This window comes from Sodalis sp. RH20 (genome assembly GCF_047324205.1).
Classification (GTDB): Bacteria; Pseudomonadota; Gammaproteobacteria; order Enterobacterales; family Enterobacteriaceae; genus Acerihabitans.
The window spans coordinates 4,969,398-4,982,339 of sequence record NZ_CP178733.1 but is presented as its reverse complement, the minus strand read 5'-3'; the positions used below and the strand labels follow the sequence as shown (position 1 = coordinate 4,982,339).

The window sequence follows — 12,942 nt, the reverse complement described above, 5'->3', positions numbered from 1 at the left end:
GCTGCGCGGTGCCCGGCATCACCCATCCCGGCTTTTGGACCGCCCGGCATGCGCTCCCGGCGCAGCCCGGGCTTTCGCCGCTCCCGGCGGCTCATCCAGCCAAGATGCGCACTGCCGGCGCACTCTATGCCGGCACCACGTCAACACCATCGCCTGCCAGCAAAACAGCGTTTTGGGGTTCTTAGCGGTATGCGCTTACCGGGAAAGGTCTCAGTATTCATTTTGCGCTAATGTTTACAGGCTGATGGCTAATGGCTGAAAGCGTAATGCTTAATGTTAAAACTCAAAATTGAATGATGAATGTCATATGGCATGACTGATAAGTCTCTTTCGGTATGCCTGCTTTTCGCTATGTCAGCGGCATTCCAGACCCGTTGCATTCTGTAATGGTTAACCGTATCCCGGCGCCAGACCTTATCCCAAGCATCAGCGCCGCTGTTGTTTCATAATATGCGGTGCGAACCGCGACATAGGGACCGGCATAAAGCGCGCTGACGGCGCCTGTGACCCCGGCATGAGCCGCCGGGAGCGGCGAAAGGCCCGGTAGCGCCGGGAGCGCTAACCGGGCCGGTGCATCACGGGGGCATGGGCGGCGGAAGGCATCGCGCAGCGACGCGCGACCTGCCGGGCGCGCGGAGGTCAAGGAGGCCGTCGCGCTACGGCCTCTTTGTCGCTTGCCGGCACCCGGCAATACATAAAGCAACCCGACGCATGGCAAGCGAAACCTCCGCCACGGCGACATAAATCGCCCCGCACACGACAAGCGAAACCTCCGCCATGGCGACATAAATCGCCCCGCACACGACAAGCGAAACCTCCGCCACGGCGACATAAATCGCCCCGCACACGACAAGCGAAACCTCGCCACGGCGACATAAATCGCCCCGCACACGACAAGCGAAACCTCCGCCACGGCGACATAAATCGCCCCGCACACGACAAGCGAAACCTCGCCACGGCGACATAAATCGCCCCGCACACGACAAGCGAAACCTCCACCACGGCGACATAAATCGCCCCGCACACGACAAGCGAAACCTTCGCCATGGCGACATAAATCGCCCCGCACACGACAAGCGAAACCTTCGCCATGGCGACATAAATCGCCCCGCACACGACAAGCGAAACCTCCGCCACGGCGACATAAATCGCCCCGCACACGACAAGCGAAACCTCCGCCACGGCGACATAAATCGCCCCGCACACGACAAGCGAAACCTCCGCCACGGCGACATAAATCGCCCCGCACACGACAAGCGAAACCTCCGCCACGGCGACATAAATCGCCCCGCACACGACAAGCGAAACTCACACCGCGGCGACATAAATCGCCCCGCCAGCCGCAAACGAAGCCCCTAACGAGGCGACATAAACAGCGCGACATTTACTTCCCGGGGCGGCCAATATTGCCGGACCGCATCAGCCCCATCACGCATCAGGACCGCGATCGCAAAATCTCCACTCGGCATATTAAAGGGAGAGCGTGCCGCCCTGTTATTTTTTGTTTTTCATTTCCTGCAAAATCGGACCGCACTGATTCTCTTCACCGCCGCTGGGCGAAATCAACGCCAGCAGCGCCGCCGCCGGCGCCAGAACCGCGCCAAGCGCCACCGCCGCCGCCCCGCGCGCAATCAGCGGGCCGGGTTTTACCCCGGCGTCCGGGTTCTTAAAGGTGCCGCGCACATACAACGGCGAGCGCAATGTCACGATACGCATCCCTTTACTGTCCGGATTGATGGATAAATCCAGCCGTTCGCTGGAAAAATTAGTCGTGCCGGCAATATTAATGACCGCATTCTCCGTATCAAACACAAACAAGCGCGGCGTAGCCAACCCGTTACGCACCCCCAGGTCCGCCGCCGCGCAGTTAATCTTCACCTGTTCGTCGCCAAACAGTTTGCCGACCACATAGTTACCCACGTTCAGGCCGGCGATTTCCATCAGATTACGGCTGATAACGCCGTCGTTCATCAGAATACGCACATCGCCATTGGCGCTGCCCAACAGCGCGGCCACGGAATTACCGGTGCCGGTAAACTGCGCATCGCCGTTCAACTGCCCCATGCTGCTGCGCATGGCTTCCACGTCGGGGAACAACGCCTTAAGCTGCAGTCCGCGCGCGTGCAAATCCGCCCGGCCCCGCATCGGCGTCTTGTTGCCCTCAAGCTTAATAGTGGAATTCAGGTTGCCGCGCGCCATGCCAAAACGCAGCGGGTCAAGCAGCAGCACGCCGTCATCTAGCTTAACGTGGGTATAAAGATCGCTGATTGGCAGATTTTTGCCGTGTTCGATGCGCTTGCCGGTGAATTTCACATCCGCGTCCATGGTATCCCACTTGGCGGTATCGAATTTATCGTAGGGCAGCACCTTATCCGCCGGCTGTACCGACTGGGTTTTGGCTTTCTGCTTACCGCTTTCCGTGCCGGAATCTGCGCCGATAAGCGGCCCCAAATCGGCAAAGCGCAGTTCATTCGACACCACTTCCCCGGTCAGGGAAGGTCGCGGTTTACCCTGCACGAACTCCAGCGTGCCGTGGATATCGCTTGAGCCGATTTTGCCGTTAAATTTCTCATAGCGATAATGCCCGGCCTCCTTGCCCTGGAAATGGGCAATCAGGTGCCCGTCCGTTGAATACGGCGGTGAATCCGGCAATACGACACCGGTCAGGGCATGCAGATCCCCCAGGTTATCGCCCGCCAGCCGCAGCCGCAAATCCAGGCCGCCCAGGTTCATCGGATCTTCCAGCGTCCCCTGGATAGCGACCCGGGTCGCGCCGGAGCGCACGTCCGCCTGCAAAGGGAAGGGCCGGCTGGCGCTGCGCAGCGCCAGCATGCCGCCGATTTTACCGTCGCCGCTCAGGGGCTCGTTGTTATATTTCCCCGTCACCTTCCAGCCGAAGATATAGTCGTCGGTACGCCGCGCCGCGCCGCTGCCATCCGGATTGACGGCGGTATCGTCCTTGGCCGTTTTTTCATCGCCGCCGGACTTGGCCGCGGTATCGGCCTTGGCCGTTTTTTCATCACCACTGGACTTGGCCGCGGTATCGGCCTTGGCCGTTTTTTCATCACCACTGGACTTGGCCGCGGTATCGGCCTTGGCCGTTTTTTCATCACCACTGGACTTGGCGGCGGTATCGGCCTTGGCCGTTTTATCATCACCACTGGACTTGGCCGCGGTATCGGCCTTGGCCGTTTTTTCATCACCACTGGACTTGGCGGCGGTATCGGCCTTGGCCGTTTTATCATCGCCGCCAGATTTGGCCGAGGTATCATCGGCCTTGGCCGTTTTGTCGCCGCCCGCGCTGGAGGCGTCGCCCCGGGTGGTATTATCCTTGGTGCTGGCGCCGGCCAGCTCCGCGTAAGGGATAGGCTTGCCCAGCGGATTGACCGTCATATGAATGTCGGCCTTGGTTATCGGGTCGAGAAAGTCAATTTTCCCCTGGTCAAAGGCAATATCGTCCACCTTGAATGACCAGGCGGAAGGCGGCGTGTCCTGCTGCGGCTGATCGCTGTTGGCCAGGTTAAAGGTCCAGTTGTTCTTACCGTTGGCCAAACGCTTTAACGCGGCGTCGGGGCTGAAAAGAGTAATGCGCGGGAGGTAGATCTCCTTATGCAGCAACGCCAGCGGCGACAGACTGGCCTCCACCCGTTTCAGCCGGGCGGTATAATCCCCGGGCACGTCGGGCGGGTTGCCGAGTACCACGTCTTCCGCATGCAGATGCGGCCAGGGGATCCATGCCCGCCATCCCGCCTCGTCCCGCTGGCGCGACCACTGTACGCCCAGGTCGCCGTTAATGGCGAAGGGCCGGTGCAGCTCGGCGGTAACCTTTTCATTGATCGTGGGCTTCAGGCGATTCAGATCGTAGGTGGCGATAAAAATAACGATGGCAATCAATACCACCACTAAAAATAATACAATGCCTAAGATCGCCTTTTTCGTCCGGGTCATGGTGATAACATTCCTCATTAAACGGCCTTATGTCATTAATCATAGTTGAGGATTTCGGACCTGAGGCAGGATAATGATTGAATTTGTTACTGAAAATAGTGATTATCCCTGCACAAGGGCCCCCGCAGGGCGCGATCTAAGTCATGAAAAATTAAAACAACGTTTCAGTGCTATTGACGGCGGCGACCAATCTAGTGAGACTAAGTGCGTTAACCCCTTTCTATTCACTTTATTCATACAGGCTCGCAGTAAATGACAACCAAAAACATTGCCGTTATCGGCGAATGCATGATTGAACTGTCCGAAAAAGGCACCGATGTTAAACGCGGGTTTGGCGGCGATACCCTCAATACCTCGGTGTATATTGCGCGGCTGGTCACCTCGGGCGAGCTGGACGTACATTACGTCACCGCGCTCGGCACCGACACCTTCAGTGAAGACATGATCGGCGCATGGCGGCAGGAAGGGGTGAAAACCGATCTTATCCAGCGCCTGGATAACCGTTTGCCGGGCTTATATTATATCGAGACCGACGCCACCGGCGAGCGCACCTTCTATTACTGGCGTAATGAAGCCGCCGCGCGCTACTGGCTGGAAAGCGCGGATTCAGAGCGTATCTGCCGGGAGCTGGCGGGTTTTGATTATCTTTATTTGAGCGGCATCAGCATCGCCATCCTCAGCGCCGAAAGCCGCCAGCGCCTGCTGGCGCTGCTGAAAACCTGCCGGGATAACGGCGGCAAGGTCATCTTTGACAATAACTATCGTCCGCGCCTGTGGGCGAGCAGGGAAGAAACCCAAAGCGCATATCGGGATATCCTCACCCACACCGATATCGCCTTCCTGACCCTGGACGATGAAGATATGCTGTGGGGCAAACAGCCGGTGGACGAGGTCATTAAGCGCACCCGCGGCTGGGGCGTGCAGGAAATTGTCATCAAACGCGGCGCCGAGTCCTGTCTGGTAACGACCCGGGAAGGGGAACTGCTGGACGTGCCGGCGATCAAACTGCCGAAGGACAAGGTGGTCGATACCACCGCCGCGGGCGACTCGTTCAGCGCCGGCTATCTGGCGGTGCGCCTGACCGGCGGCGACGCGGTCTCTGCGGCCAAATGCGGCCACCTGACCGCCAGCACGGTGATCCAATATCGCGGCGCCATCATTCCACGCGACGCAATGCCCGCAATACCTGCATAAGCCCATGATGCGTGAGGCGGCGAATGCCCTTTCCTGGCTATCGCCGCCATCATGCCCGCCGTTATTGCGTTGAAACCAGCCCCGCCCAGCCCGCATCAAGACGGCGGCGGGATATCCGTGACTTCCGGTTTGCTCTCATCGACGGCTGCCGGCTGCGGTCCCGGCGCCATGATATGCTCGTAGGTTTCCTGCAGCGCCTTCATATTCATTTCCGGCTCGCCCTTGGGCTGCATCAGCACCAGCGTGGCGTTTTGCGATAGCTGCGAGCGCAACTCTTCATTAAGCATCTGCAGCGTCAGCTTAGACAAAAACGCGTTGCGCAGCTTCTGGTACTGCTCCGGCGCGATATCCACCACGTCATTTTGCTGTGAACGCAGACGCTGGCTCATTAATATGTCGGTATCGGTACGGGCGTAAGTGGCGAACAGCGTGCCCAGCTCGCCGGTCTTGCGCGCCATAAGCGCGTCGAACTCCGCCTTGCTCAGGCCGTTATTGCGCAGGTTCGCCAGCTCATGGGAAACGAAGGTCAACGCGGCCGCCAGGTTGTCCATGGCGGTGTCCATATGCACGGCGCACTGGGAGCGCTGGTAATGCACATTACAATCGAAACGCAGGTTGGTCTGCTTCAGGTTGCTGTCTTGCATGGCCTGCTGGACATGCAAGAACAGCGCCTCGCGGGCCAGATCGCTGCGCCAGTAGCGATCCAGGGAGCGCGAATCGCGGATAGGCTGCCAGGGAGTATCCCATACCAGCTTCAGGCTATCTTCTTTGGCGTCCTCGCTCATCAGGCTGACCGGCTGTGCCACCAGCGGCGACAACGCCGGCAGCGTGGAAGGCGTATCGCGCTTGCCCTTCAGCGATGAGAACGTTTTGACGATCTGCTCGTTCAGCCCGCGATTGTCGACGTTGCCCACCACATACAGCGTCATGGCGTCCGGCGTATACCAGCGCTGATAGAATTGCTGCAACTGCTGGCCGCTCACCGGCGCGGCCGCCTGCCGGCTCGGATCGTGGGCCAGCAAGACCGACCCTTTAAGGCGGTAATGCCACCAGGGGCTGCCGGCATTGGCGGGGGCGGTCGCCACCGGATCGGCCCCTTCCAGGGCGGCATGCAGCGTGGTGGGATTAATGGTTAAATGGCCGCCGGTGTTCATCATCCATTTCAGCGCCTCTTTCAACAGCTCGGGGCGGCCGTTGGGCAGGCTCAGGCTGTAAAGCGTGTAATCGTAGGAGATGACGGCCGGAGGCTGCGGACGTTCGCGGTCCACGCCCTGTTGCCAGAGTGATTTCAGCTGCGCGGAGGAAAAGTTTTCACTGTGTGTCAACGCCAGGCGCGGAAGCAGGCGCGCAAAACCGGTCTGCTGCGCGTTTTCAGCCAGCGAACCGGTATTCACCATTAAGCGTAATTCAATACGATCGTTCGGCCGTTGCGGTGTTGCCAACACTTGCCAGGAGAAGCCATTACTGAGTTTACCCTGTTGCCAGGCGGGATCGGGTTGTAATGCTTCTGCCTGAACATTGCCACCCACCGTCGCCAGTAACACTCCACTCATGAAAAGACGAATTCCGGTGCCCTGCATGTGAACCCCTACTCAATAACTGCCTATTAAAATATGTAATCTCACTCAGACGGTTTACCGTGCGTTCCATCGATTAGTACTTTTTCCGTCGGAAAAAAGCGTGGCGCAAAGTGTACCATGTTGTTAGACCGCAGACCTTTGCGGATGTCACGGCACGGCATAAAATAGTACCGCCTGGGGTATAAACGAGATAAAAATAGGCGTAACAGGGCATTACCGGCCGTATCGCCATGCATCGGCCGGTAAAAGGGGGGCAAAAACAGCAGGAAATGATCAGGTTCCGGAGGCGGCCGTTTTCGTGGGTTTAAGCACCGCGTTCAGCTGTTTTTCATCCAGTTGATCACACCACTTGGCCACGACGATAGTGGCGACGCCATTGCCCACCAGGTTGGTCAGCGCGCGGGCCTCGGACATAAACCGGTCAATGCCGAGGATAAGCGCCAGCCCGGCCACCGGCAGGTGCCCGACCGCCGACAGGGTCGCGGCCAGGACGATAAAGCCGCTGCCGGTGACGCCCGCCGCCCCCTTGCTTGACAGCAGCAATACCACCAGCAGGGTCACCTGATGGATGATGTCCATATGGCTATTGGTGGCCTGGGCGATAAACACCGCCGCCATGGTCAGGTAGATGGACGTGCCATCGAGGTTAAAGGAATAGCCGGTGGGGATCACCAGGCCCACCACCGATTTTTCGCAGCCGGCGCGCTCCATTTTATCAAGCATGCGCGGCAGCGCCGACTCGGAAGAAGAGGTGCCGAGCACAATCAGCAGTTCTTCTTTGATATAGTTGATAAAACGGAAGATATTAAAGCCGGTGACCCGCGCAATCAGCCCCAGCACCACCACCACGAACAGGATGCAGGTCAGATAGAAACAGGCGATAAGCTGCCCCAGCTGTATCAGCGACCCCAGGCCATACTTGCCGATGGTAAAGGCCATGGCCCCGAATGCGCCTATCGGCGCCAGGCGCATGATCATATTGATAATGCCGAAAATCACCTTGGCGAAGCTGTCGATAACGTTAAAAATCACCTGGCCCTTTTCGCCCAGGCGGTGGAGGGCGAAACCGAACAACACCGCGAACAGAAGCACCTGCAGGATATTGCCGCTGGCGAAAGCGCCGATTACGCTCGCCGGGATGATATCCATCAGAAACGCCACCAGTCCCTGCTGCTCGGCCTGCTGCGCATAGATCGCCACCGCCTTGGCATCCAGGGTGGCCGGATCGATATTCATGCCAGCGCCCGGTTGCACCACGTTAACGATAATCAGGCCGATAATCAGCGCTATGGTGCTGACGATCTCAAAATACAGCAGCGCCACCGCCCCGGTGCGGCCCACCTCTTTCAGGCTTTCCATGCCCGCGATACCGGTGACCACGGTACAAAAGATAACCGGTGCAATGATCATCTTGATTAATTTAACAAAACCATCGCCCAGGGGTTTCATGTCCGCGCCCAGTTCCGGATAGAAATGCCCGAGCAGGATCCCTGCCGCAATGGCCACCAGGACCTGAAGATAAAGGCTTTTAAACGGGTTGAATGTCATACGCCAACCTTATTCATTAGTTATACGCGTTTAAGTGGGTTGAATATGTAGCAAGGATATTAATGATTTGATAATGAATTACATATCTCGAAATACCAATACACCACCGCGCGGGGGTTGTCGGCAGGCAACGGAGAGAAATTAGAATTGAAACGCTTCAGTTGGACTTTAGAAACTATAGTAACCGGCCATGGGAAGCGGCACACGGCCGCACCGGCGATCAAACGGCGGCGAGATGCAGGAAACGCTGCTCGAAATCCTCCTGGGGCAGAGGCTCGGAAAACAGGTAGCCCTGTCCCCAGCTGATGTTATGATCCAGCAGGCATTGCAGCTGCGCCTGGGTTTCCACGCCTTCAGCGATAACCGGCAGCGACAGCACCTCGGCAATGGCGCTGACAATACGCAGCATCACCAAATCCTCCGGCAGTTTTTCGATAAAACTCCGGTCGATTTTCAGCAAATCAATGGGCAGGTTGCGCAACCGGTCCAGATAATAAAGGCTGGAGTAGCCCATGCCGAAGTCATCCAGCGCAATCAAAATCCCCAGCTCGCGCATTTGCCGCAGCAGGCCGAGGGAGTGCTCGAATTCAGTAATGCGCGCGGTCTCGGTGATTTCCAGCACCAGTTGTGCGGGCGCGATCTCGTAGCGGGCCAGCAGCACTTTGAGAAACGGCACCAGATTGGATTCCTGCAGTTGTTTGGCCGAGAGGTTCACCGCCAGCTGGAGATGGATACCGCGTTTACGCCATTGCGCCAGAATGCGGCAGGAGGCTTCCAAGACCCAGTTGCCCAGCGGCACCATCGCGCCGATTTCTTCGGCGCCGCTGATGAAATCCGACGGCAGCGAGTAACTGCCGTCATCCTGGCGCCAGCGCAGCAAGACCTCCGCGCCAATCAGCCGCCGGTCGCGAATATCCACCTGCGGCTGGAAGAACAGTGCGCAGCGTTCCTGCTCTATGCCTTCCAGGATGGTGCTTTCCAGCGTCATGCGCCGGTGAACCATGGCGGTGAGCTTGGGCTCGAAGAATAAGATCTGGTTTTTGCCGTTGTCATGGGCCAGCATCATGGCGGACGTGGCGCGCCGCAGCAGTTGATGCGCGGACTCGTCGTTGCGCAGTCTCAGGGCAATGCCGATGCTGGCGGCGGGACGCAGCGACAGGCTACCGATGGCCAGGGGGGCATTAATGCTTTTCATGATGCCCTGCGCCAGCTGCATTCCTTCGTAAGCGTTCTGGATTCCGTGATCGAACAACGCGAATTCATTGTGATTGAGCTGGCCGAGAAAACGATGATCGTTAAGGTGCCGCTTAAGCTGCCGGGTCAGCGTCATCAGCAGGATGCCCCGTTGCGCCTCGGTAAGAATGCCGGTGGCTTCCTGTAGCGTGCTGATACTGATGACCAGCAGGCAATATTGCTGCATATCCCGGCACAGGGCCATGCGCGAATCCAGCATGGCGGTAAACAGGTTTTTATTCGGCAGCGCGGTCTCGGCATGGCGGGTCGACAGCCGGTTAAGATCGTCGAACATGCCGGCCAGTATCTGCTGGTTGCGATTATAGCTGCGCACCAGCACGCCAAGCTCGTCGTCGCGGTGCATATCCGGCAGCGAAAGCTGGTGGCGGGGAATGTCCTGCGCCGGCAGCGTTTCCAGACTGCGGGCGATTTCACGCAGGGGATGGACCATCAGGCGGTTAATACACCAGGTGATCGCAATCGTCAGCACCAGCGCCAGCAGGAGATAGGTGGACATCATGGTGGAAAACGCGCTGGCGATAAACTGGTACAACCGGTAGGAGTCGGCTTGCAATACCAGCGACGCCAGGGCCCGTGGATGCGAAGGCCGCGGAAGCGCGTACAGCGGCACCGAGATTTCCACTGGCAGCCGGAACAGGCGCTCTATCAGCGCCGGCACCGGCCGCTCCGGCGGAAAATCCGCGTGCAGCACCTGGAAATCATCCGGCAGCACCACATCCGCCCGGCTCAGGATGCCCACCGGCTTCAGGGTGGCGAGAATCCGCTCGGCCTGCGGCACGTCTCCCTTTAATACCGCGCTGGATAAAGGCTGACGCACCGACATGGCTATATTTTGCAGCTGCTGGGCGTAATCCTCACGGCGCTGCTGCACAAAATGGAACAGCTGGATCACAATGAAAATGCAAATAGTCACCAGCGCCACGCCTGACACCGTAGCCATTTGTTTAATCGTTAATGAACGTCTGATCCGCAAACTGTTCTCCAAGGCGTTTTTCAGCTCGACCCGTTACGCTCCCTAACCCGGCGGACGGTTACCCGGCTCACCCCGGCCCCGGCCATGACGAAGGACAGCGCATATTTTCGCGATTCGGGCAGCAAAAGTTGCCGGGCGGGCCGCAGAGCGATTTTGTGCATACTAATATATACTATCTCACGCCGGGTTTTATTTTTTAAAACAGGCATTTCGTCTCTTTAACGCTTATCGGCGACACTCGGTTATAATGACGACGTTTTACCTAGGAATATTCTGATTCATGGCGGTCCTGGCGCGCGCCGGTGGGGTAGATAGGGCATTAATCCCCGCGCATCCCTGACGTTGCGGCGCTGGCGTGAAGAACAACAGCTGTGTAAAATGCAATCAGCGCCTTACATCAGTTTTGTTGCAGTTTGAAATGCCATTATTTTAACAAGACATTACGTTTTCTTTATAATTTTTCGCAGGCATCACGAATGGGATAGCATGAGCAGAGGATAATGGCATTTCCCAGGCTATCGCTTTTATTCATAGCCGCCCCATGCCGGCGTTGAAGATTTACATTTTCACTGCTTCGGCACTCAAGACGGGACTATAATTTTACCGCAGCTCAATGTGTTTCATTTGATTTAACTTTGTAAAAAATTGAAACTTGTATTAGTTTGTCTTGAGGACCTTCTCATTCATTTCATTGTGCCAGGCTCGAGGCCCATTACCATCCCTAACATAACCCGCGGGCGCCGTCTTGTTCATAAGATAATGCGGTCCGCAGAGTGGTCGCGCAAATTTATCCGGTGAGGTAGGAATGAATAATTACGATGATATTAAGCGGTTTAAAGAAAAACTCAATATGGAAGGCATTGATTATAAAGAAATCGCTGAAAGCAATCCTAATATTACCGCGCATAACTGGGCGATTATAAAACAAGTGGCCACGGCCGATGAACCTTTTCATCCCCTGGAGCAGGGGCGCCCCACACAGCCCACCCCCGCTCCCGTCTCGGATAAAGAATTCAGCGCATCGCCGCTGGGGCAACCGCTGGCGGCCCAGCAGCCGCGCGCGGGCGGAAATATTAATCGGGACATTGGCGCCATAAACGCCCACTATCAGCCGCAGGCCTCAACAGCGGCGGAGTCTTTTGCTTCCCCCCTGATGAGCGCGGTCGGCAAGGCGCTGCCGGCGATAGGCCCCGTGGCGCCCGTCGCCACGCCCCAGGACGGCAATGCGCCCGCGGGCGCCGCGTTTCTTAACGCCATACAGCAGGAATTTGCCGCTCCGCCCGCCGCCGTGCCCACGCGGTCACAGGAACCCGCCGCGGCATCGCCCTTCGACGCCGGGCAACATGGCCGCCCCGCCGCGGCATCGCCTTTCGACGCCGGGCAACACGGCCGCCCCGCCGCGGCATCGCTTTTCGACGCCGGGCAACACGGCCGCCCCGCCGCGGCATCGCTCTTTGACGCAGCGCGGCATGACCAACCCGCCCGGACGTCTTCTACGGCGGCGTCATCGGTCCGGGCGCCGGCCAATGCCGCCGGTACCATGCGCTTTAATGGTCTGTTTAACCGGAAATCCCAGTCATCGGCAATGCCGTCGGGTCGGGATACGCCCCTTTCACTTCTTTTAGAGAATATTGCGTTATGCCGTTAGTCTGTGTCTGTTCGCCGAAGGGCGGCGTGGGTAAAACAACCGTCAGCGCCAATCTTGCCTACGCCCTGGCCCGCAGCGGCAGCAAGGTGCTGGTTATCGATTTCGATGTGCAAAACGCGCTGCGGCTGCATTTCGGCGTACCGATTTCCGATACCCGCGGCTACGTGGCACAGGCCACCACCGCCGTGGACTGGAGTCAGTTTATCCTGAAAGCCGACGCCAATCTGTTTGTCCTGCCCTATGGCGAGGTGGAGGAAGAACAGCGTCTGGCGTTTGAAAACGCCATCAGCCGCGATCCGCATTTCCTGCTGCGCGGATTAAACACGGTATTAAATTACCCCGGCCTGGTGGTCATCGCCGATTTTCCTCCCGGCCCGGTGGCGGCGTTAAAAGCCGTGCAACCCTTCGCGGATATGCACATTGTGGTCATGCTGGCGGATACCGCCTCGCTTTCCTTATTACCGCAAATGGAAAACCACAAATTCCTCGGCGCGCCGATGAATAACCGCCTTGGGGAATATTATGTGGTTAATCAAAGCGATATGCGCCGCAACTTAAGCCGCGACGTATCGCAGTTTTTTGAACAGCGTCTGGGCGACCGGTTATTAGGCACCATACACCGCGATGAGTGCGTACCCGAAGCCAACGCGTCGCAGCGTTCAATCATTGAATTCAGCCCGGTGTCCGCCGCCGCGTTCGATATAGAACTCATCAGCAAAAAAGTCGCCGCCATTGTCGGCGTGAAAGTGGGCGATGGCGAGTTTTATGCCATGCCTAATCACGGCATCAAATAATAA

Annotated in this window: 7 protein-coding genes; 3 read left to right on the top strand and 4 right to left on the bottom strand. The window is 57.8% G+C overall.

The window, feature by feature from the left end:
* Window positions 1-1,494 precede the first annotated feature (1,494 nt).
* Entirely contained in the window at window positions 1,495-3,948 is a 2,454-nt protein-coding gene (locus ACL2XM_RS22665) for an AsmA family protein (protein WP_413731649.1), read from the bottom strand.
* Window positions 3,949-4,200: 252 nt separating this feature from the next.
* Between ACL2XM_RS22665 and ACL2XM_RS22660 the strand changes: the two genes are divergently transcribed.
* Window positions 4,201-5,142, top strand: coding sequence for a sugar kinase (locus tag ACL2XM_RS22660; RefSeq protein WP_413721671.1), 942 nt, complete (start codon window positions 4,201-4,203; stop codon window positions 5,140-5,142).
* 95 nt (window positions 5,143-5,237) lie between these two features.
* On the opposite strand, the gene ACL2XM_RS22655 is transcribed toward ACL2XM_RS22660, so the two are convergent.
* The 3 genes from ACL2XM_RS22655 to hmsP form a co-directional block, all read right to left on the bottom strand.
* The gene (locus ACL2XM_RS22655) at window positions 5,238-6,722 is read right to left on the bottom strand and encodes a M16 family metallopeptidase (RefSeq protein ID WP_413731648.1); all 1,485 of its coding nucleotides are present in this window, start codon (window positions 6,720-6,722) and stop codon (window positions 5,238-5,240) included.
* Window positions 6,723-6,995: 273 nt separating this feature from the next.
* Complete coding sequence (locus ACL2XM_RS22650) at window positions 6,996-8,270, bottom strand: dicarboxylate/amino acid:cation symporter (protein ID WP_410013027.1); 1,275 nt, start codon at window positions 8,268-8,270, stop codon at window positions 6,996-6,998.
* Window positions 8,271-8,490: 220 nt separating this feature from the next.
* Window positions 8,491-10,497, bottom strand: a complete 2,007-nt coding sequence (hmsP, locus tag ACL2XM_RS22645; RefSeq protein WP_410013026.1) for a biofilm formation regulator HmsP — start codon at window positions 10,495-10,497, stop codon at window positions 8,491-8,493.
* Between the two features lie 805 nt (window positions 10,498-11,302).
* Between hmsP and ACL2XM_RS22640 the strand changes: the two genes are divergently transcribed.
* Complete coding sequence (locus ACL2XM_RS22640) at window positions 11,303-12,145, top strand: hypothetical protein (protein WP_413731647.1); 843 nt, start codon at window positions 11,303-11,305, stop codon at window positions 12,143-12,145.
* A complete protein-coding gene (gene bcsQ, locus ACL2XM_RS22635) occupies window positions 12,136-12,939 on the top strand; it encodes a cellulose biosynthesis protein BcsQ (RefSeq protein WP_410013024.1) in 804 nt (267 codons plus the stop codon). The genes ACL2XM_RS22640 and bcsQ overlap by 10 nt, the downstream gene beginning before the upstream one ends.
* The last annotated feature ends 3 nt before the right edge of the window (window positions 12,940-12,942 follow it).

What these genes read in the sequence shown, in the direction of transcription:
- ACL2XM_RS22665 (WP_413731649.1), bottom strand. Translation starts at nt 3,948, where the DNA reads ATGACCCGGACGAAAAAGGCGATCTTAGGCATTGTATTATTTTTAGTG.
- ACL2XM_RS22660 (WP_413721671.1), top strand. Translation starts at nt 4,201, where the DNA reads ATGACAACCAAAAACATTGCCGTTATCGGCGAATGCATGATTGAACTG.
- ACL2XM_RS22655 (WP_413731648.1), bottom strand. Translation starts at nt 6,722, where the DNA reads ATGCAGGGCACCGGAATTCGTCTTTTCATGAGTGGAGTGTTACTGGCG.
- ACL2XM_RS22650 (WP_410013027.1), bottom strand. Translation starts at nt 8,270, where the DNA reads ATGACATTCAACCCGTTTAAAAGCCTTTATCTTCAGGTCCTGGTGGCC.
- ACL2XM_RS22640 (WP_413731647.1), top strand. Translation starts at nt 11,303, where the DNA reads ATGAATAATTACGATGATATTAAGCGGTTTAAAGAAAAACTCAATATG.
- bcsQ (WP_410013024.1), top strand. Translation starts at nt 12,136, where the DNA reads ATGCCGTTAGTCTGTGTCTGTTCGCCGAAGGGCGGCGTGGGTAAAACA.